At 39.8% G+C, this 23,930-nt stretch carries 6 protein-coding genes and 1 pseudogene; 5 read left to right on the top strand and 2 right to left on the bottom strand.

Annotated features, from left to right (window positions below; genetic code table 11):
* Positions 1–3: 3 nt before the first annotated feature.
* From ACNQGH_RS05300 to ACNQGH_RS05280, 5 genes and pseudogenes are all read left to right on the top strand, one after another.
* On the top strand, positions 4–1,668 hold the full coding sequence (locus ACNQGH_RS05300) for a glycoside hydrolase family 43 protein (RefSeq protein ID WP_417954946.1): 1,665 nt from the start codon (positions 4–6) through the stop codon (positions 1,666–1,668).
* 55 nt (positions 1,669–1,723) lie between these two features.
* Positions 1,724–2,986 carry a glycoside hydrolase family 88 protein gene (locus ACNQGH_RS05295; protein WP_417954945.1) on the top strand — a complete coding sequence of 421 codons (1,263 nt, stop codon included), beginning with the start codon at positions 1,724–1,726 and terminating at the stop codon, positions 2,984–2,986.
* An 80-nt stretch (positions 2,987–3,066) separates the two neighbouring features.
* Positions 3,067–4,386 carry a sugar porter family MFS transporter gene (locus ACNQGH_RS05290; RefSeq protein ID WP_417954944.1) on the top strand — a complete coding sequence of 440 codons (1,320 nt, stop codon included), beginning with the start codon at positions 3,067–3,069 and terminating at the stop codon, positions 4,384–4,386.
* 57 nt (positions 4,387–4,443) lie between these two features.
* Positions 4,444–5,892, top strand: coding sequence for a glycosyl hydrolase family 28 protein (locus tag ACNQGH_RS05285; protein WP_417954943.1), 1,449 nt, complete (start codon positions 4,444–4,446; stop codon positions 5,890–5,892).
* 856 nt (positions 5,893–6,748) lie between these two features.
* Positions 6,749–6,889 (top strand): annotated as a pseudogene (locus ACNQGH_RS05280) (MarR family transcriptional regulator); the annotation flags it as partial.
* Between the two features lie 405 nt (positions 6,890–7,294).
* On the opposite strand, the gene ACNQGH_RS05275 reads toward ACNQGH_RS05280, so the two are convergent.
* Positions 7,295–16,096 carry a LamG-like jellyroll fold domain-containing protein gene (locus tag ACNQGH_RS05275; RefSeq protein ID WP_417954942.1) on the bottom strand — a complete coding sequence of 2,934 codons (8,802 nt, stop codon included), beginning with the start codon at positions 16,094–16,096 and terminating at the stop codon, positions 7,295–7,297.
* Between the two features lie 712 nt (positions 16,097–16,808).
* Positions 16,809–23,537, bottom strand: a complete 6,729-nt coding sequence (locus ACNQGH_RS05270) for a LamG-like jellyroll fold domain-containing protein (RefSeq protein WP_417954941.1) — start codon at positions 23,535–23,537, stop codon at positions 16,809–16,811.
* Between the last annotated feature and the right edge of the window lie 393 nt (positions 23,538–23,930).

Below are 23,930 nucleotides of genomic sequence, written 5' to 3'. Positions count from 1 at the left end.
ATAATGAGGAATAAAAGTCTTTTTCTTGTGATAGGTTTTTTGGTTATCAATGGATGCAGTTCTATTGATAAAAAAAATAGTGACCGTATTGATCAAGAAAACAAAACGAAACAGTATGTGTCTGAAGTTTGGAAATCAGATCAAGGGGATGGAACCTTTATCAATCCAATTCTGCATGCAGATTATTCTGATCCTGATGTAATTCGGGTTGAAGATGATTATTATATGACCGCCAGTAGTTTTAATTGTGTTCCTGGCTTGCCGATTTTACATTCTAAAGATCTGGTGAATTGGACCATCATTAACTATGCGATTGACAAAATAGTGCCGGAAAAGGTTTTTGATGTCCCCCAACATAGTAAAGGGGTATGGGCTCCGGTAGTCCGATACCACGATAATGAATTTTATATCTATTGGGGAGATCCTGATTTTGGGGTGTATATGGTGAAAACAAAAAATCCTGCCGGTACTTGGGAAGCTCCTGTTCTGGTAATGGAGGGCAAAGGAATTATTGATCCTTGTCCGTTATGGGACGGTGAAAAAACTTACCTGATTCATGGATGGGCTGGCAGTAGGGCTGGAGTTAATAGTCTGTTGACCATCAATCAAATGAACAGCGAAGGAACCAAAGTGATTGATAAAGGTAGAAACGTTTTTGATGGGCATGAAAAACACCATACCGTTGAAGGGCCAAAGTTGTATAAAAAGCATGGCTATTACTATGTTTTTGCTCCTGCGGGAGGAGTGGCCACAGGATGGCAGTTGGTATTACGTTCAAAAAATATTTATGGGCCCTATGAAGAAAAAGTAGTATTAGAGCAAGGAAGTACGGCAATCAATGGGCCGCATCAGGGGGCTTGGGTAACAACGCCCAATGGAGATTCCTGGTTTTTACATTTTCAAGATAAAGAGGTATATGGAAGGGTTTTGTTTTTAGAGCCAATGAGCTGGAAAAATGAATGGCCCGTAATGGGAAAAGATTTGGATGGAAATGGTATTGGGGAACCTGTATTGAGTTTTCAAAAACCTATTGTAGGAAAGCAATATCCAATCCAAACTCCGGAGGAAAGCGATGACTTTAATGAAGGGAAATATGGAATTCAATGGCAATGGTATGCTAATCAGTCAATCAAATGGAGTGCTCAAATTCCGGGAACAGCTTATTTAAGGCTTTTTTGCATGAGTAAAAAAGAGTTGCCTAATTTATGGGACGCTCCTCATTTATTATTACAAAAACTACCAGCAGAAAATTTTATTACAACCACTAAAGTAAAGTTAAACATTGAATGGGAAACCACCGGGAAAAACGCAGGATTATTGATGATGGGGCAATCGTATGCTTATGCAGGAATCAGTTTTGAAGAGGGAAGTTTTTGGGTAAAACAGGTGGTCTGTAATGACGCTATAAACGGTTCAAAAGAAAAAGTGGTCGAAAAGAAAAAGCTTCTAAAAAATGAGGTCTTTTTAAGAATGGAGGTAAAATCTCCAGCTGCAACTTGTTACTTCAGTTACAGTGAAGATGGAAATAAATTTGAACCGATAGGAGAAAGTTTTAAAGCGCAAAAAGATTTGTGGATCAGTGCCAAAATGGGAATTTTTTCGATGAGTGAAGCAACTGCAAGAATGGGAAGCTATGCCGATTTTGATTGGTTTAAAGTATCAAAATAAATAAAAAATAACAAGTAGAAAAAGAGTCAAATTAAAAAGATAATACATTAATAAAATGAAAAAAACGATATTTTTTGCACTGACAATTGCATTGACAATTACACTGACAATTGTAATGATAAGTTCTCAAAAAGAGAAAAAGTCTTTTAACATAGATCAAAATTTAGAGTATTGTGTAGCACAAGCCAATAAAACTTTAGCGGTTTTGCCAGATACTTTAGGAATTCCAAGAAATATAGCTCCTGGATCAAAAGACTGGAATCTTGTCGGTTATAAAGATTGGACCAGTGGATTCTGGCCAGGAATATTGTGGTATTTATACGAATATACCGGGGATGAAGTATGGAAAGAAAAAGCAGATAAATACACCCATTTCTTAACACCATTATCTGTGCGTTCAGCGACTGATCACGATTTAGGCTTTCAAGTATATTGTAGTTTTGGGAATGGCTATAGATTGACTAAAAATCAGGAGTATAAGGATGTTATACTTAAAACATCAGATACGTTGGCAACATTATATAACCCTAAAGTGGGAACTATTTTGTCATGGCCAGAAATGGTTAAGAAGATGAATTGGCCGCACAATACCATTATAGACAACATGATAAATTTAGAGATGTTATTTGAAGCTTCTAAAAATGGAGGGAATAAATCGCTGTACGATATGGCAGTTAGACATGCCGAAACTACTATGAAAAATCAATTTAGAAAGGATTACTCGGTCTATCACGTAGTTGTTTACGACACCGTTACAGGTAAAAAAATAAAAGCAGTTACCCATCAAGGATATGGAGATGAAACGATGTGGGCAAGAGGCCAAGCTTGGGCAATTTATGGTTATACCATGGTTTATAGGGAAACTAAAGATCCTAAATTCTTAGATTTTGCACATAAGGTGACTAAAATTTACCTAGATCGTTTGCCTAAAGATTTAATTCCATATTGGGATTTTGATGCGCCAAATATTCCCAACGAACCAAGAGATGCTTCTGCAGCAGCACTAGTTGCATCGGGACTTATAGAATTGTCAACGTATACAAAAGATGCGGCTTTAGCGAAAACGTATTTAGATAAAGCGGAAGCAATGTTAGAAGAATTGTCGAGTAAAAGATACCAAAGTGCCAATAGCAACTCCTCTTTTTTATTACACTCAACGGGACATTATCCAAATAAAAGTGAAATTGATTATTCAATTATATACGCTGATTATTACTATATTGAGGCATTATTACGTTTGAAAAAATTAAAAGCAGGTAAAGATTTAATTGCTCCTCTTAAAATCAATAAATCGATTGCTTTGAAAAAAAATAATTAAAAATTAAATCTAATTTTGGCTTATCAAAAGACAATCTTTGAATAATTTTTTAATAACAAAAAAATAAATAAATTATAATTATGAAGAAAATACTTTTATGGTCTATTACAGCTGCACTGGCTGGTTTCTTATTCGGGTTTGATACCGTCGTAATTTCAGGTGCTGATAAAAAACTTCAGGCATTATGGCATACTTCAGATGTTTTTCATGGATCGGTTGTGATGGCAATGGCATTATGGGGGACTGTAATTGGAGCTATTTTTGGAGGTATACCAACAAATAAAATAGGCAGAAAGAAAACATTAATAGGGATAGGTGTTCTGTTTTTGGTTTCAGCTATTGGTTCAGCATTTGCAAATGATCCATTTACTTTTGCCTTTTTTCGTTTTATAGGCGGCTTAGGAATTGGAGCTTCTACAATAGCGGCGCCAACCTATGTGTCAGAAATTGCGCCAGCAAAAGACAGGGGACGTTTAGTTTCTTTGTATCAATTTAATATTGTTTTAGGGATATTAGTAGCTTTTTTATCTAATTATCTACTACGAGATGCAGGAGAAAATTCATGGCGCTGGATGGTAGGAGTGATGGCGTTTCCAGCATTTTTTTATACGCTTATCGTATTCACCATTCCTGAAAGTCCAAGATGGTTGTTGTCAAAATCAAGAAATGAAGAGGCAAAAAAAGTATTGGAGAAAATTGATCCAACAGCTAAAATTGATGATTTAATTGCGGAAATGCATATTGATGGTGATGAACATAAAAAAGGGGAAACTATCTTTTTAAAGAAATACAGATTTCCATTAATCTTGGCTTTTCTTATCGCTTTTTTCAACCAGTTATCAGGCATAAACGCTTTTTTGTATTATGCTCCCAGAATATTTGCAGAAGCAGGTTTAGAAGAGAGTGCTGCTTTAATGAGCAGTATTGGGATAGGGTTGACCAACTTAATCTTTACTCTTTTTGGGGTCTTTTTGATTGATGTATTGGGAAGAAAAGTATTGATGTACATTGGATCTATTGGGTATATTATTTCCTTAGGCTTGGTTTCTTTAGCTTTTTTCTTAAAATGGCAGGGAATGGCAGTGCCCATCTTTTTATTTATGTTTATTGCTTCGCATGCTATAGGGCAAGGTGCAGTGATTTGGGTTTTTATATCTGAAATTTTCCCCAATCATCTAAGAGCCAGCGGACAGGCGTTTGGCTCCTCCACACATTGGGTTTTGGCAGCAATCATACCGTCTATGGTTCCTTTTTTATTCTCGACTATTGGTGCAGGAACAGTATTTTTAATCTTTGCCATAATGATGGTATTCCAGTTGTTTTTTGTAATCTTTATGATGCCGGAAACTAAAGGGAAATCATTGGAAGAATTGCAGGAAACTGTTTTTAAGCAGAAATAGAAAAGTACCTAATCTTAATTAATATAATACTTAATTTATATAATTTTAGAAAGTTTTATGAAGAACATTAAAAATATATTTCATCTTGGTCTATTGCTGTTTTTAGGAAATATGCTCTATGCTGGAGTTGGAGGACAAAATAAACTAATTACCTATACTGCGCCGAAAGAGGCATTACAAAATACAGATTTCTCTGTTAAGGTTCGTGTCCCGGGTGGCACATGGCAGGATTTGCCGGAACATTTGATTAAAGTTGACGAAGTAAAAGACAGCGGTCATGATGTTCAGTATGCGTCAATGAGTTATTTTGATTTTTCGGGAGAAGTCGAAGTTTCCGTTACTTACAACCACGGGACTGTTAATACTTCCAGAATAAGACCATTATCTTATGGAATCCAACATAATGTAAACGGTAATACTTTGACCTTCAGGTTAAATCAGCCATCCAATTTATCAATAGAGGTTAATGGAGATATTATGCACAATCTGCATCTTTTTGCTAATCCTATAAGTACTTATGTACCTGACAGAAAAGACAAAAAACTTATTTATTTCGGTCCGGGTATTCATAATATATCAGACGGTAAACTAATGGTGCCTTCCGGCTCAACAGTATATGTAGACGGCGGTGCTATTATTATGGGGAAGATTAGGATTGAAAATGCCCAAAATGTAAAAGTATTGGGAAGTGGTATGATCGATCAGTCAATTAAAGGCGGCATTTCTATATCCAATTCTAAAAATATTGAAATCGAAGGACTTTTTAGTACCCAGTGTTTCACCGGGGGATCGGATAATGTTACTATTAGAAATGTAAAGGTAATTAGTTTTTTTGGGTGGGGTGACGGAATGAATGTCATATCCAGTACTAATGTCCTTATTGATCGCTCGTTTAATAGAAATTCCGACGATTGTACCACTGTATACGGAACAAGAGGTGGCTATAAAGGTGGGTGTGCTAATGTTACCATGCAAAATTCCACACTGTGGGCGGATGTAGGACATCCTATTTTGGTAGGAACACACGGTAGTACGCCTAACCCAGAAATTCTTGAAAACCTTACTTATAAAAACATAGATATACTCGATCACAAAGAGCGACAGCTTGATTACCAAGGTTGCCTCAGTCTTAATGCCGGGGATAGTAATCTGATAAGAAATGTAAAATTTGAGAATATCAGAATTGAAGATTTCAGACAGGGACAGCTTGTAAATATCCGAGTGTTTTTTAACAGCAAATATTGTACGTCACCGGGAAGGGGTGTTGAAAATATTCTTTTCAAAGATATTACTTATAACGGTGTGAATGCAGGAACATCTATAATTGCGGGCTATGACAGCAATAGAAAAGTGAAAGATGTGGTTTTTGAAAATCTCACCATTAATGGTGTTTTAATCTACGATGATATGCCAAACAAGCCTAAATGGTTTAAGACATCCGATATGGCGAATTTCTTTGTAGGGGAACATGTTGAAGGAATTATTTTCTCAAAAACAAAATTATAGTAAAGTGTAAACAATTTTGAATACGAAGTGCTAAAGATAAGCTGTTCTGAAAAGGGCAGTTTTTTTTGGTATGTCGGGCATGGTGATTTTCTGGCAGAGTGTAAGTCTCTGTACGCACGCATTGATAGATTATTTGCGAGAGCAAATACCTAGCAATTGGCAAGGGTGTCTATCGTGAGGTAGAATCTGAAAGAAGCCATCAGCAAAAGTGAGCTTCTGACGCACAGAAATCTAATACAAGGCTAACTTTGGGAGGGCAAGCGAGCAATAGATTGCAAGAGCCCAAAATTCGTAGGCAGAATCCGTGGAAATAAAATGAGCCTTATCCCGAGAGGTCTTGAAACTTGTTCCAAAGGGACTATTTTTGTAGTGATGCAAAGAGAAGAGTTTCAAGAAGTCAGCAGAGGACATAGGTCAGGAGCTACGAGCCTAAGGTAATACTTAGGAGGGCTCACAAAACTAGAAGGTCTGAATCTTTAGATTTAAGTAGCAGTTAGTTAGAAAATTGGTTTATGAAGCGACAGCAAGGCATAAGATATTAATCTGATTTGTTTCCATTAAATGGAGACAACCCGAATGCTATTCACGATTCAGCGAATTGTTCACCGTATGTGGAGCAAACAAAAGAAGGGAGTCTCAAGTAAACGAAGCAGGACAACAAGTACGAGCCTTAGTAAATTGTAATTTAATGCAAGTAATATGCTCTACAACTAACATCAGGGGAGCATATAAACGGGTAAAGCAGAACAAAGGTGTAGCAGGAATTGACCAAATGGCAGTGGATAAATTTGCAGACTGGTTTAAGGACGAAGGGAGAATCTCATCACAGCATTACAATCAGGAACGTACGAGCCAATGCTATCTGGAAAGCAATACCATTTTGAAGTCTGCTGTCAATCTTTATCAGAAATTGGGTTTCAAAAAAATAACAGGATGCACCACACCTTACAAACGCTGTAATATTCAAATGGAATTAAATGTAAATAATCAATTTTAAAGGAGATGAAAAATGAATAAAAAAAGAAAACGCTACCCCAAAACAATTTTTAGGGGTTGATTTTGTTGTGCTGTCCATTGGTAAAGAATCAATGGTAACATGACGCTGTATAAAATCAACTGATTTTGTCCCTTTTCACCAACACCCCAACGAACAGAGTGGTTATGTAATTTCCGGGAAATACAAATTGAAATTTGGAAGAGAAGAATTTTTATTATCTTAAGGAGATAGCTATTCGATTCCTGCCAATGTGGAGCATACTATCGAAATTATCGAACTGGTTGAAGTTGTTGATGTGTTTACACCTATCAGACAGGATTATTTATAAAGGATCATTTTTATAGTTCAAACAAAAAAGCCGCCTCAAGTATTACACAAGAGACGGCTTTTGTTTTTAGAATTTACCTATTCTTTGATAATCTTTTTCACGGTAATTTCATTTCCATTGGTAATGTACAAGAAATACAGACCGGAAGGCAATCTATCCAAAGACATCACTTCTAAAGTACTGGTCAAAGCTTGGGACTGCACTTTCATTCCTAATGAATTGTATAGTTCAAGTGTAACTCCGCTATGGACTTCACTTACTTTTACATTCAATAGGGTAGTAACAGGATTAGGATAAACGGTTACGTCTTCCGCAGCATTTTCCTCACTAATCAAGACTTTATTAATGTCTTTGCCTACTATACTAACCGCAGTGGTACTGCAAGAACCCAGTTTGTCTCCATGATCCAAATGCGATTGAACCGAATTGGAACTTACACAAATTTCTTTTCCATTATGGCAAACCATAACTTTATCATTGGAGTTGCCACACTGTACATTTATGGTTTTAATCACAATAGCAGTCGTTGTTTGACAACCCTTAGCATCAGTTACTACCACAGGATACGTTCCTGCAGCTGATACGGAGATGGTTTTTGCGGTTTGGTTTGAGCTCCATGCATAAGTGTAAGGAGCTGTTCCTCCAGCAGGAGTCGCAGTAATACTAAGAGAAGTTGGTCCATATCCAATATAGATGGTGTTTTTTTCATCTACAGTAGCATTAAGGGCGTACACATTTAGAATCGTTGCCGTCAACTGTATTGCATTAGTGTCATCACAATCTGTATGGTTTGTTACACCACAGGCTACAGGGGTACCTGAACCTAATCCATCTCCATCGTTATCTGTATACAACAGCTTATTGTCGTCACAATCGGTATTGTTGGTAGCATACCCTTCAGGGGCAACTGATGCACACAACATTGCTGTTACAGTTGATCCAAATCCATCCTTATCGGCATCTACATAATATAGGATAGGTTCATGAACAGTCACATCGCTATCATTACAATCGGTGTTGTTGGTAGCATAACCTTCAGGGGCAACTGATGAACACAACATTGCCGTTGCGGTAGATCCAAATCCATCCTTGTCGGCATCTAAATAATAAAGAACAGGTTGATGTACAGTGGCATCGCTATCATTACAATCGGTGTTGTTGGTAGCATACCCTTCAGGAGCAACTGAAGCGCACAACATTGCTGTTGCGGTAGATCCAAATCCATCCTTGTCGGCATCTACATAATAAAGAACAGGTTGATGAACAGTCGCATCGCTATCATTACAATCGGTGTTGTTGGTAGCATACCCTTCAGGAGCAACTGAAGCGCACAACATTGCTGTTGCGGTAGATCCAAATCCATCCTTGTCGGCATCTACATAATAAAGAACAGGTTGATGAACAGTCGCATCGCTATCATTACAATCGGTGTTGTTGGTAGCATACCCTTCAGGAGCAACTGAAGCGCACAACGTTGCTGTTGCGGTAGATCCAAATCCATCCTTGTCGGCATCTACATAATAAAGAACAGGTTGATGAACAGTAGCATCGCTATCACTACAATCGGTGTTGTTGGTAGCATACCCTTCAGGGGCAACTGATGCGCACAACATTGCTGTTGCGGTAGATCCAAATCCATCCTTGTCGGCATCTACATAATATTGAATTGGCTCATGAACAGTCGCATTGCTATCATTACAATCGGTATTGTTTGTAGCATAACCTACAGGGGCAACTGATGCGCACAACATTGCTGTTGCGGTAGATCCAAATCCATCCTTGTCGGCATCTACATAATATTGAATAGACTCATGAACAGTCGCATCGTTATCATTACAATCGGTGTTGTTGGTAGCATAGCCTTCAGGGGCAACATTTACCGTAAATAAAGCACTGGTAGTTGATCCAAAACCATCACGATCGTTATCTAAATAATACGTCTTATTAACGGTTAGCGGTTGTGTAACTGAAGTTGCAGCATTGTAGCTATCATTACCCGCTTGCGAAGCAGTGATTATAGCAGAACCTGCAGATAAAATATGAATTTTGTTATCCACAATCGTTGCTACAGAGGTATTTGAGCTGCTATATGTTACAGGAAGCCCTGAAGAGGCATTAGCTCCAGCATTAAAATCAGCGTCTCTAATCAATTTAGCTGTAATTGCAACAAAATCAATAGTCTGTCCTTTTTTTACCACCGTTACAACTTGCGTTTGCGTTTGCGCAGCATTGTAATCTGTATTTCCTGCCTGCGAAGCGGTAATAGTTGAGGTTCCAGGAGCAACAATATGCAGCTTTCCATCTACTATACTCGCTACAGCGCTATCTGAACTGGTATAACTAACAGCTAGTCCTGAAGTTGCTGTTGCAGGAGAAAAATCAGTGTCACCCATTGCTTTTTGCAGAGTCGTTTTAAGAGCAATAGTCTGGCTTAATTTAGCACTTTCGGCAATCTCAGAGGCACTTAACGCTTTGTTGTAAATTTTAAATTCATCAATTGAACCTTTAAACATTGGATCATTAAATTGAGATTTACCCAAATAGTTTAGATTGGTACTACCTATAGTAGACGGCTTTATTGTTACACCAGTATTAGTAGCAACCAAAGCGCCATTAATGTACATACGACAGGTACTTCCTGACTGGGTAATTGCAAAATGAGTCCAAGTGTTAAGTGGTAGCGTATAGGTAGCTGTTACCTGCTGTTCTGAACCACCATTTCTGATAGCATAGCGCATAAGGTTAGTCCCTGCCTGAATTGTCAAAAACATATATTTGGTAGGTGTTGTAGCGCTGATACCAAAATCAAATGCACGCATCCATGTTGTCTTAACATCCATTCTTACCCATGTTGATATGGTAAAATCATTTAATGTACTTACAATTCCAGTTGGCAACGTAGCATAAGCATTGGCTGTTCCATCCAGTTTAAGTGACTGACTGTATTTACCAGTATCTCTAGTAGCTGTAGCTGCCAATGTTCCATGGTTAGCTCCCCAGTTGTCAATAGCGCGTGTTCCGCTTTGTTCATCAAATTTCAGGTAAGTTATTTGACCGATATTTGGAGTTGCCACTACTTCTGTGCTGGAAGAACTTTCCGTAGCACCATCAACAGAAGAAACTACATAGTAATAAATAGTTCCATTACTAATTGCAGTATCGGTAAATTTTGTACCGGCAGTATTTCCGATAGTAGTATAAGGTCCACCTGAAGTGGTAGAACGTTTGATGCTATAGCTAAAATTCTGAATAGGATCCCATTCGATGATGTTTTTAGCATCATAAGATGCCACGATAACATTGCTTACTACATTATTTTGTACTGTTAAAGTTATTATTTGTGAACCTGTATTGCTACCGTTAGTCGCAGTTAAGGTTACAGAAAAAGTACCGAATTGTGTAGGAGTGCCTGATAGTATCCCTGTAACACTGTCAACACTTAAACCAGAAGGCAAACCTGTTGCAGTAAAATTGCTTAGTGCTTTGTTGCTAATGGTATAAGTAAATGGTTTACCAATCATAGTAGTAAGTTGCGTATCGTTTGTAATGACAACCGTTAAAACTTTTGCTTGTGATGCTGCCGGCCAGTACACGTTATTTCCTGCTTGTGAAGCAGTAATAGTTGCAGTTCCGGTAGAAAGAATATGAACTTTACCATTAACGATGGTTGCAACCAATTCATTTGAACTGCTGTAAGTTACCGGAAGACCTGAACTAGCAGTTGCTGCGGGGTCAAAATCGTCATCACCCATTACTTTTTGGGCAATTGAATTTAACGTTATAGTTTGACTTTGAGAACTTCCAGCAATTTCAGATGCACTTAAAGCTCTGCTATATATCTTAAACTCATCAATTGCACCTTTAAACATAGGGTCATTCCATTGAGATTTACCCAAGTAATTCAAGTTAGTACTTCCCAAATCAGAAGGTTTAATAGTTACAGCAGTATTAGTTGCAACTAAAGCTCCGTTAATATACATGCTACAAGTACTTCCAGATTGGGTAATTGCGAAGTGAGTCCAGGTTTTAAGAGGAACAGTGTAATTATACGTCATGCCTTGTTCTGTTCCTCCGTTTTTAATTGCAAAACGTACCTGACCTGATGCTCCTGCCTGAGCGGATAAAAACATATACTTAGATGTTCCGGTTCCAAAATCAAAAACTCGCATCCAGTTAGCCAATTCATCCATATTTACCCATGCTGTTATCGAAAAATCAGCTAAAGTGCTCACAATACCAGTAGGTAAGGTAGCATAAGAGCTAGCTGTTCCATCCAGTTTAAGGGCTTGTCCGTTTCTGCCCTCAGTGCGACTTGCAGTGGTGTTTAATGTACCATGATTGGCACCCCAGCTATCAATACTACGTGTCCCGCTTAGTTCGTCAAATTTCAGGTAAGTCATTTGCCCGATATTTGGAGTTGCTTTTACTTCAGTACTGTTAGGATTTTCTCCTGTATTGTCAATAGAAGACACGACATAATAATAAGCAGTTCCGTTAGTGATACTTGTATCAGTAAATTTTGATTCCGTAACAGTTCCAAGGGTAGTATATGGTCCTCCTGGAGTTGTCGAACGTTTTACATTATAACTAAAGTTCAAAATAGGATTCCATTCGATGATATTTTTAGCATCACCAGCCGCTACTATTAGACCATTAACTACGGTGTTTAATACTTTTAATGATAAAATTTTAGTATTAGATGCAGTTTCATTTGAAGCCGTAAGTGTAACAGAGAAAATCCCTTGCACAGTTGGAGTTCCTGAAATTATGCCAGAAGCAGTATCTATGCTTAAACCAGCAGGCAGTCCACTAGCATTAAAGCTGGTTGGTGATTTGATGGCTGTAATAGTATAAGAGAAAGGTTTTCCAATAAGAGTAGTTTGCTCTAATACACTTGTAATTGCAACAGTTACAGAACGGTCCTCTAATAGCACCACATCGTTGCCCGTACCGCCTATGTATGTGATACGAAAGCTATTGCCGCCAATACTTATTAGTGACATTTCCTGTAAATCTTTAAATATTCCGTTAATAGGAAGTGTTCCTGTATTGTCTATTATCGTATAGTTTGTTCCTTGAGTTAATGTACCCGCAATGCTGATTGGAGCTAAAACAGGACTATTAAGCAAGTTTACACTAGTGGCTTTAATTTGATCGCCAATAGCTGTACCCAGGTTAATTTCCGGAGTATAGGTAGCATCCGCTTTTAAAGTAAGAGCACCAACACTTAAGGTACCGACCTTTAAAAATCCAGGTTCCAATATAACACCTGCTCCGCTTCCTGTTCCTAGTGTAGCCGATGACTGAGTTATTCCCCAGCCTCCCAAAGCACCTTCTTCTATAATTATCGGACTACTAAAAACGCCAGTAGTTCCATTATTATTTATCAATAATTTTCCTTTTTTAACGGTAGTTGTTCCTACATAGGCCTGATTTCCCCACATTTCTAAAATACCTGTACCGACCTTTTCAACGGTCAAATTACTGCCATTACCGTTAATGGTTCCGCCATAGCTGGAATAAGTATTAAGGGCACCAATGCTGATAACAGGCGCACCGCCCCCATCGGCACGGATATAGCCACGGCCGTTAAGAGCACCGAAATGAATAGTTCCAGTTGCAAAACCGATGCCCTGGCAATCAACCCCATTGGCATCTAATAGCCAGGTTGCCTTTGCACTTCCGGAATTGGGAATTCCAAAGCGTATCCTTTGTTTGCCACTTCTCAATTTTGAGATAAAGGTTCCTGTAAATTCGCTGTTGTCGCCCAAGAGATTAAGGCCGGCATAGTCATTTCCGTCATGCTCCAGCGTACCAGAGCCTAATAGTTTTCCGTAAAGAGTTATGGCATAAACATCTTCATACATAAAACTTCTGTTTTCAGGCAATACTTCTATGTCGTTATACAATTTGAGCTCCGCAGTGGGTGGAGCCTGCAGCTTCCCTCCGTTCAGTTGGATCTTGCCTGTTCCGAAAGGTCCTGCTATAGGATTACTCGCAGTTCCGGTTCCCAAGCCCGATGCTGCTACAGTACCGCTGACAATGATTGTGTTTCCTGAATAGGTACTATTGCTTCTATTAACGTATAAAATAGCCGTCCCGGATTTCAATAAGGAACCTGTGCCGCTTATCGCTCCGTTCAAAACGACATCGCCTGTGGTATTCACGTTTAATTGATCGGTTAGCTGTAATGGAGTAGTTAAAGTTTGAGTACTTGATGAGTTGTTAACAAGATCATTCTTTAGATTTAAGCTATTCCCTGAAATGGTATAGGCATCAGCTCCGGCTTCGAATTGAAGTCTTGAGACTATCAGGTCATTGATATCGTTGGTCAGAATTGAATCAGTAGTTGACTTGAAGGTTAATATGGCAGGGTTTACCGGAAGAGTATTTTCAACCCAGTTGGCTGCCAGATTAAATGAAGTAGTAAGAGGTGTTGGGCTCCATACCGAGGAGTTTGCACCTGGTACACCAAAGACTTCAGCAGAATTGCCGCTTTCTTGTGAGGTTCCAACAGAAGAAACCACATAGTAATATGGATTACCATTGGTAACATTTGTGTCCTCATAACTGTTAGTATTAACCGTTGCAATAGTTGTATACGGGCCACCACTTACGGTACCACGCTTTACTTTGTACGAAGAAGCGCCCAAAGCGGTATCCCAAGCAAGTATGATACGGTCATTTTGATTAGTTGCTACAGGACGCCCCGGAATTGCAGGAGGAACCGCCGCAAAAACTTCATCGGAAATCCCACTTTCTTTATCCCCTGTAAGTGCCGTAATTACATAATAATTATTCACTTCAGGTACAGGAGCTACATCTGTAAAAGTGGTGCCCGTAATACCTGTCTGGATAGTTGTATAGGTTCCTCCCGGTGTTATCGAACGTTTCACTGAATAACTGGTAGCGTTTACTGAAGCTGTCCAGTTAAGTTTAATTTGTGTTGTATTAACAATCGATGCCAATGCTGAAGTTGGAGCTGCAGGTGCTTCACTATTAATCACTGTAAGGATTAAAGTGGCTGTGCCTGTTCCACTGGTATTGGTAGCAGTTATGGTAACTTCACTTTGTCCTAACTCGGTAGCTGCACCAGAAATAATTCCGGTAGCCGAATCAAGGCTAAGTCCTGCCGGCAATCCGCTGGCATTGTAAGAAGATGGATTAGCACCAGCAATGATGTTATAGCTAAAAGGCGTACCAATGGTAGCTATAGCTGTGGTAGCACTGCTAATCTCTGGAGATCCTGCAGTTGCGGTTTGACTAAATGCCACATTACTGAACGTAGCAGTGTTTTGTGCCGATGTATTATTAGAAAGGGTATAAAATCCCGCATACAAATTTGTCGGGAAACCGGTAGCTGAATACCAGCAACCATCATTAGTCCAGTTAACACCATCCTGCGAATGGTACACAAATATGCGGGTGTTAACACGTTCAATTTTTAACCACCAGGGCGCTTTGGGTTGCCAGTGTCTTCCGGCACCGCCGGTAGCGTTAAGAAAAAGATCCCAGTAAGCGGAACCTGGTGCAAGTGATTCGCGTAACATCACGCCGCAGCCTCCGGTAGTGAGCGACATATTATCCACTTTTACTACCAGACCGACATCACCACTAACTTTTTTGAAATTGAAACTAAAGGCAGTACTGGTGGAAGTTCCGGCGGCTTTAAGCGTCCATACTCCGTTATTGAACGAAGCGCTGCTTGCTAATCCTGTATTACCGATATCTATATTAGTTAAATTGCTTACCGGCTGCACGTGATCGGCAGGATAATACACGGGAGGCAAACTAACGGCTGTAGAAGTGTCTGACGATTTCAGAAATAAGAAATCACCGCCGGCGCCACCCAAAGCAGCTCGCATTCTGTCGGTGTTAGGAGTTGGGATTCCTTTACGCACATTATAAGCACTGTAAATAAGGTTTGTCATATCGCCAGCTACTGCTCCGGGCTGAATTCCCCATTTGGTCCAATAACTTGCGTAACCTCCAAAAGGAACATAGGTCATTGTAGCTCCGTCAAAAGCGTATTTATGGTACAATTCGCCGATAGCCAATACTCGATTGTCCAACTCGGAAAACATATCTACATTCTGTTTGTAGGCAACTTCTGCGCCCCAGGCCAGAGCTGCAGCCTGCACACGCCAGTGGTCGTCACGACCTGTATCACCTACTTCGCCATTGGGTAGCGAGTTACGCATACCTCCACCGGCGTCCATTCTGTAGACTTCTATCGCCTGATTAAATTTAGTAACATCATTACAAAAAGCCGCTGCGCCCAGGGCTATTTTCAGCTGGAGAGCTCCTTTATTCTGGTCGCGTAATGGATTGGGTACTGCAGAAGTGGGGAATAATACCTGAGAAAAATATTTCTCAACATGGTCTGTATTTGCCTGGGTCCATCCAGGATAAGTATAGCGAAGTATTTCGGCACCTGTAGCCCAGAATTGGGCGTAGTCACCAATATCCAGCATAGATTCATTACCACCCCAGGTGGTATTGGTTACGGCCCAGCCATCGAGCATATTAGTAGCTTTTTGGGCATAAGCAGCATCACCGGTAAACCACCACATAAATGCCAGGTTGTGTATGGCAATCATATCACTCTTCCATTGACCGTTATTCAAGTCTGGAGCACGGCTTACGGTTGCCTGCGGCGCACCAGGAGTGTAGCTTAGTTGAGAACGGGAGTTGCTTTTAAATGCATTGTAAGCCGAAAGCCAGGGTTCCTTGGTAATATTGACCTTTAGCTGATCCAAATCGGTCTGGGTAAAAGGGATACCCGGATGTACGAACGTTTGTTGTGCCGAAATCTGCTGGGTAAACCCGAGAATCAGCAACAAAGTTCCATACAGAAAGATGGAGTAAATTTTTTTCATTGATTTGTTTTTTAGATATGATTTTGGTAATTAAAGACAATTTAACCGTAATTATTTTTTATATAAAAAAAGGTAGATTGTATTTGGTAGGTTCAGATTAATTCAACTCATTATCATTAAATTCAATTGTTTTTTTATAGCTGTTTTTTGATATAATTACATGATAATATATTAGTTAAGTTTTTTTTATTTTATCATAGGCAATTTATTTTATTAAAAATTTATCGTGTTATATAAATCGTTTCTTTAAAATTTTATAAACAGGCTTATTATTCAGCCGTTTTATAATATGGTTTCTTTAAAATACATTCTGTTTTTTTACTTTTAAAGACTTATGTATCAATCTTGAATCTCGTCTTTAGTATTTAAACAAAATTATTGCTTTAAAATCACCTAACTGTTCTGAACCGTGCTGATGTAATTGTGTTTTTTGTTATTTTTTAATAATAAAAAAACACTTAAAGTAATTTTAGATGTAATTGATTGTTAATTTTTTAAAAAAAAATAAAAATTCATCAAAAGTGCTTATTGTTATTTAGGAATGGTCTTTAATAGGTTCTTTTGGGGAGCAGAGAAGCTAGCTGTCAAAAAGGAGTTAACCAATTGTGCAGGCCAAAATTCTACTAAAAAATAGTACCTTAAAACAAAAAGCTGTCTCAAGAGCATCATGCGCTTGAAACAGCTTTTTTATTTTAAGGGAGTACTGAGTCTATTATTTTATAATAACTTTAGCTGAATATTGATTATTCAGAATTAAGATATAAATACCAACAGGCAAAGTCTGACTTAAAACGACATCTATAGTACCAGTATCGTTTTTAACTGATTTTAAGTAAATCGTCTGTCCCATCAAATCAATTAATTTCACTTGCACTTCTTTTCCAACTAACTCAGTATTGGTCGCAATAGTAAATCTATTATTCACCACCGGGTTAGGATAAATAAGGCTGTTCTTTATTACCGCCGTACCAGAGAACTGGTTATCCCATTTTTTTTGAGAAATCTTGGAAGTGATGTTGTGTTCTATATTTATTTCTTCAGCGCTCAATGCTCTGCTATATATTTTAAATTTATCAATTGAGCCTTTAAACATAAAATCATTAAACTGTGATTTGCCCAGATAATTCAAATTAGTGCTGCCTAGAGTTGATGGCTTAATAGAAACACCTGTGTTAGAAGCAACGGACGTTCCATTGATATACAAAGTACAGGTATTTCCGGATTGGGTAATAGCAAAATGCGTCCAGGTATTAAGCGGAAGGGTATAAGTAAAATTAACCTGTTGCTCTGATCCTCCATTTTTAATAGCATAACGCATAATATTAGCACTTCCGGCCTGGATCGTTAAAAACATATACTTGCTGGTTCCCGTACCAAAGTCAAATACCCTCATCCAGTTAGATTTAACATCCATTCTTACCCAAGTGGATATTGTAAAATCGTTTAGTGTACTTATAATTCCGGTTGGCAATGTAGTGTAAGCCGTAGAAGTTCCGTCTAGCTTAAGCGCAGATCCAGAAAGGCCGGCATCACGTGTTGCTGTTGCCTGCAAAGTAGCATGGCTTGCTCCCCAACTGTCAATGCCCCGCGTTCCACTTGGCTCATCAAATTTCAGGTAAGTAATTTGTCCGGTATTGGGCGTTGCTGTCACTTCGGCACTATTAGGGTTTTCCCCAAGGGTATTATTAGCGGAAACTACATAGTAATACGTGTTTCCATTACTAACATTAGTATCGGTAAATGTGGTGCCAGTAACCGTTCCGATAGTGGTATAAGACCCGCCTGAAGTAGTGGAACGTTTAACATTGTAGCTGAAATTCTGGATAGCATCCCATTCGATGATATTTTTAGCATCACCGGCTGCAACTATAACATTATTTACAATGGTATATATTGTTAAAGCAATAATTTGTGAACCTGAAATGCTGCCGTTGGAAGCGGTTAAAGCTACAGAAAAAGCACCGTATTCAGTAGGAGTACCAGTGATTAGGCCGGTACTGGTATTTAAACTTAAACCCGCAGGCAGGCCAGTTGCAGTAAAACTGGTTAATGCGGTGTTATTTGTAATGGTATAGGTAAATGGCGTTCCCATTACAGCAGATGGTGTAGTATTATTGGTAATGACAACCGTTAAAACCTGTGTTTGTGATTGCGCTGCTGCATAAACATTATTTCCGGCCTGCGAAGCTGTAATTGTTGTAGTTCCGGTACCAAGAATATGAACTTTACCGTTAACGATGCTTGCAACTGATCCATTTGAACTGGTGTAAGTTGCTGCAAGACCTGAAGAAGCCGTAGCTAAAGGATCAAAATCGGCATCTCCAAGTAGTTTGGTTCCAATTGCGGCAAAATTGATAGTCTGTGCTTGTTTAACAACCGTTAAAACTTGCGTTTGTGCTGGTGCTGGCGTGTAAACATCATTTCCAGTCTGTGAAGCAGTAATCGTTGAAGTTCCCGCAGCAAGAATATGAATTTTACCATTAACTATGCTTGCAACTGATTCATCCGAACTGGTGTATGTTACCGCAAGTCCTGAAGAAGCGGTAGCAGAAGGATCAAAATCTGCGTCTCCAATTATTTTGGTTCCAATTGCGGCAAAACTAATAGTTTGATCTCTCTTGACAACCGTTAAAACTTGTGTTTGTGATGGGGCTGGCCAGTAAATTTCATTTCCATCCTGTGTAGCAGTAATGGTTGAAGTTCCGACAGCTAGAATATGAACCTTACCATTAACTATGCTTGCAACCGACTCATTCGAACTGGTGTAGGTTACCGGAAGACCTGAAGAAACGGTAGCAGGTTCAAAATCATCATCGAGCAATGCTTTTTGTACAGTAGCATTTAAAGTTATAGTTTGATTTAAATGACTAGCAGCAATCTCAGCTGTACTTAAAGCTCTACCGAATATTTTAAACTCATCCATAGAACCTTTAAACAAAGGGTCGCTAAACTGCGATTTACCCAGATAGTTTAAGGTAGTACTGCCAATGGTGGACGGCTTGATAGTTACGCCGGTATTTGTAGCAACTAAGGCCCCGTTAATATACATACTACAGGTACTTCCGGATTGGGTGATAGCAAAATGCGTCCAGGTATTCAGCGGCAGGGTATAATTAAAGTTCAGCTGTTGCTCTGCACCGCCGTTTTTAATGGCATAACGCATAACATTAGTGCCTGCCTGGATCGATAAAAATAGATACTTGCTCGTGCCGGTACCAAAGTCGAATACACGCATCCAATTGCTTTTCACATTCATTTTTACCCAGGTGGATATGGTAAAGTCGTTTAGCGTACTTACAATTCCAGTTGGCAAAGTAGCATAAGAGGTAGAAGTTCCGTCCAGCTTAAGCGCAGATCCTCCACGGCCGGTATCACGTGTTGCTGTTGCCTGCAAAGTACCGTGATTAGTTCCCCAGGTATCCGTTGCCTGAGTTCCGCTTGCTTCATTAAATTTATAATACGTTTGGCCTATGGCACGTGCGTCCATTAAAACTACATCGTTTCCATCGCCTCCTACATAGGTAATAATGAAACTATAACCGCCTACCGTAATCGAAGCCCATTCCGGTAAGCCATTAAATGTTCCTGTTACTGCCCCTGTTCCTGTATTGTTAATTAGGGTGTAATAGGTTCCAAAAGCTAAGGTTCCGGCAATACTAATTGGAGTTAAAAGAGGACTGTTTATCAGATTCACACTCGTGGCTTTAATTTGATCTCCAATAGCTGTACCCAAGTTAATTTCTGGGGTATAAGTAGCATCTGCTTTTAAAGTAAGTGCGCCAACACTTAAAGTACCAATAGTTAAAAATCCAGGTTCCAATATAGCACCAGCTCCGCTACCAGTTCCAAGAGTTGCCGAAGCCTGAGTTAGTCCCCAGCCTCCCAGCGCACCTTCTTCTACAATTACCGGACTGATAAAAACGCCTGTGGTTCCATCGTTATTTACTAATAATTTTCCTTTTTTTATGGTAGTAGTTCCAGTGTAGACCTGGTTACCCCACATTTCTAAAGTACCTGTACCTACCTTTTCAACGGTCAGATTAGTTCCGTTACCGTTAATGGTTCCGCCATAACTGGAATACGTATTCAGGGCTCCAATACTGATAACAGGCGCACCGCCCCCATCGGCACGGATATAACCGCGACCGTTAAGAGCACCAAAGTTTAGCGTTCCACTTGAAAAACCGATACCATGACAATCAACAGCATTGGCATCCAGCAACCAGGTTGCATTTGCACTTCCTGATTGGGGGATTCCGAAACGTATTCTTTGTTTACCACTTCTCAATACGGAGATAAAGGTGCCCGCAAATTGGCTATTATCGCCCAGGAGATTAAGGCCGCCATAATCATTTCCATCATGCTGCACAGTACCAGAGCCTAATAGCTTTCCGTAAAGAGTTATTGGATAAACATCTTCATACATATAACTTCTGTTTCCGGGCAATACTTCTATGTCGTTATACAATTTGAGCTCAGCAACAGGTGGAGCCTGCAGCTTCCCTCCGTTCAGTTGGATCTTGCCTGTTCCCAAAGGCCCTGCTGTAGGATTGCTTGCGATTCCGGTTCCCACACCCGATGCTATTACAGTACCGCTGACAATGAGTGTGTTCCCTGAATAGGTACTATTGCTTCCGTTAACATATAAATACCCCCCGTTAGACTTCATCATTAAAGAACCAGTGCCGCTTATCGCTCCGTTCAAAACAACCTCGCCTACGGTATTCACATTTAACTGATCCGTTAGCATTAATGGTGTGCTTAAGGTTTGTGCTCTGGATGAATTGTTAACTAGATCATTCTTCAACGTTAAGGCGTTACCAGAGATGGTATAGGCATTAGCATCTGATGCAAATTGAATTCTTGAGGCTACTAAACCGTTGATGTCATTGGTTACAAGTGAATCGCTGGTTACACCCAGCGTCAAGATTGCTGGATTTATTGGAAGGGCATTTTCAACCCAATTGGATGCCAGATTCAGATTCGTGGTAACTGGTGTAGGATTCCAGGTTCTTGTACTGGCTCCGGGCACGCCAAATGCTTCAGCCGAATTAGCACTTTCAAGGGTATTACCCATAGAAGATACTACATAATAATAAGGACTTCCACTGCTAACGTTGGTATCTGTATAACTGGTAGTTGAAACAGTGGCCAGAGTAGTATATGATCCTCCGCTTACAGTGCCTCTTTTTACTTTATAGGTAACTGCCCCAGAAGCTGCATTCCAGCTCAAATCAATGGAGTTGCTATTATTAACTACAATTGGCATAGATGGTACGGCAGGTGGTACCGATGCTGAAACTACATTAGAATTTCCGCTTTCAAAAGTTCCTGCTAGAGCAGTAACCACATAATAGTTGCTAACCTCCGGTTGTGGACTGGCATCAATAAACGATGTTCCGATGATGCCTGTTTGTATGGCAGTAAAAGGACCGCTGGAAGAAAGGGATCTCTTCACGGTGTAGCTGCTGGCATTAGCTACCGCAGGCCATGAAACACTGATACGGGTAACATTATTTACTGCCGCAGTTACTCCTGACGGAGCAGCAGGTGCTACATTATTGTTTACATTAAGGATCAAAGTGGCTGTGCCTGTTCCGCTGGCATTAATAGCCCCTAAAGTAACTACTGATTGTCCTATTGCCGTTGGTGTGCCAGAAATAACCCCGGTAGATGTATTAATACTTAATCCTGCCGGCAAGCCGCTGGCACTATAAGTAGATGGACTGGCACTGGCATTGATGCTATAGCTGAAAGACGCACCAATGGTAGCTGTGGCTGTAGTCGCACTACTAATCTCCGGTGATCCGGTTGGTGCGGTTTGACTATAGGCCACATTACTAAATGTTGCAGTATTCTGCGCTGATGTATTATTAGAGATGGTATAAAACCCCGCATACAAATTAGTTGGGAAACCGGTAGCAGAATAGAAGCAATTAAGATTAGTCCAGTTAACACCATCCTGAGAATGATACGTAAATATGCGGGTACCTACTCGTTCAATTTTTAACCACCAGGGTGCTTTGGGTTGCCAATGCCTTCCAGCACCGCCGTTTGCTCCGAGAAAAATATCCCAGAAAGCAGAACCGGACGCCAGAGATTCGCGCAACATTACGCCGCAACCTCCGGTAGTGAGTGACATATTGTTAACTTTTACTATCAGGCCAGCATCGCCACTAACTTTTTTAAAATTGAAACTGAAAGCAGTACTGGTGGAAGTTCCGGCACCTTTAAGTGTCCAAATCCCGTTACTGTATGAAGTGCTGCCTGCCAGTCCGGTATTACCGATATCTATATTGGTGAGGTTGCTCACCGCCTGCACATGATCGGCAGGATAATACACAGGGGATAAACTAACTGCGGTAGAAGTATCCGACGATTTCAGAAATAAGAAATCGCCACCAGCGCCACCCAAAGCAGCCCGCATTCTGTCGGTTTGAGGGGTGGATATTCCCTTACGTACAGCGTAAGCGCTGTAAATAATATTGGTCATATCGCCAGTTCTTGCTCCGGGCTGAATTCCCCAGTTGGTCCAATAACTAGCATAACCTCCAAAGGGGATATAGGTCATGGTAGCTCCGTCAAAGGCATATTTGTGATATAATTCACCGATTGCCAATACCCGATTATCTAACTCGGAAAACATATCTACGTTCTGTTTGTAGGCAACTTCTGCGCCCCAGGCCAGAGCTGCAGCCTGCACACGCCAGTGGTCGTCACGGCCTGTATCTCCAACTTCGCCATTGGGCAGCGAGTTGCGCATACCTCCGCCGGCATCCATCCGGTACACTTCAATCGCTTGGTTAAATTTTGTGACATCATTACAAAAAACCGCTGCGCCCAGGGCTATTTTCAGCTGAATAGCACCTTTGTTCTGGTCGCGTAATGGATTAGGCACCCAGGAATGCGGATATAACACTTGAGAAAAATAATTTTCTACATGGTCTGTATTTGCCTGAGTCCAGCCGGAATAAGTATAGCGGAGTATTTCGGCACCTGTAGCCCAGAAATGGGCATAATCACCAATATCCAGCATCGATTCATTACCGCCCCAGGTGGTATTGGTTACCGCCCAGGCATCGAGCATATCAGTAGCTTTTTGGGCATAAGCAGCATCACCGGTAAACCACCACATAAATGCCAGGTTGTGTATGGCAAGCATATCGTTCTTCCATTGAACGTTATTCAAGTCTGGAGCACGGCTTACAGTTGCCTGCGGCGTACCAGGAGTGTAGGTTAGTTTGGAATGACTGTCATTCTTAAATGTATTGTAAGCCGAAAGCCAAGGATCTTGGGTAATATTGACCTTCAGCTGATTCAAATCGGTCTGGGTAAAAGGGATACCCGGATGTACGAACGTTTGTTGTCCCGAAATCTGCTGGGTAAACCCGAGAATCAGCAACAAGGTTCCAAACATAAAAATGGAGTAGATTTTTTTCATTTTAGATATAGGTTTTTGGGGTTAAATACAATTTATCTTTATAGTATAAGTTTTTTTAAAATCCGTTCTGTTTTTATTTTAATAAACTATATATCAATACTATATTGGATTTAAACAAAAATATTGTATTAAAATCATCTAACTGTTCTGAACCGTGCTGATGTATTGTGTTATTTACTATTTTTTAATAATAAAAAAACACTAAAATTAATTTTAAGTGAAATTGGTTGTTAATTATTTTAAATAATTAAAAAAATAGTGAAATAGATTGCTCTGATTTAAGATGAACTTGAATGTCTGTTTTTAGTCGAAACAATTGCCTTAATTCGCTGTAGTACTTTTTTTGGAGTAAATTAAGGACTTCAGGGATGCCATTGATAAATTATAAATTAG

The sequence above is a fragment of the Flavobacterium kochi genome (assembly GCF_048286715.1).
Classification (GTDB): domain Bacteria; phylum Bacteroidota; class Bacteroidia; order Flavobacteriales; family Flavobacteriaceae; genus Flavobacterium.
The sequence above is the reverse complement of the archived record's forward strand: the minus strand, read 5'-3'. Positions and strand labels throughout refer to the sequence as shown.

Bases quoted from the DNA above. Each gene is read 5' to 3' on its own strand.
- ACNQGH_RS05290 (WP_417954944.1), top strand. From the start codon at position 3,067: ATGAAGAAAATACTTTTATGGTCTATTACAGCTGCACTGGCTGGTTTC.
- ACNQGH_RS05295 (WP_417954945.1), top strand. From the start codon at position 1,724: ATGAAAAAAACGATATTTTTTGCACTGACAATTGCATTGACAATTACA.
- ACNQGH_RS05285 (WP_417954943.1), top strand. From the start codon at position 4,444: ATGAAGAACATTAAAAATATATTTCATCTTGGTCTATTGCTGTTTTTA.
- ACNQGH_RS05270 (WP_417954941.1), bottom strand. From the start codon at position 23,537: ATGAAAAAAATCTACTCCATTTTTATGTTTGGAACCTTGTTGCTGATT.
- ACNQGH_RS05300 (WP_417954946.1), top strand. From the start codon at position 4: ATGAGGAATAAAAGTCTTTTTCTTGTGATAGGTTTTTTGGTTATCAAT.
- ACNQGH_RS05275 (WP_417954942.1), bottom strand. From the start codon at position 16,096: ATGAAAAAAATTTACTCCATCTTTCTGTATGGAACTTTGTTGCTGATT.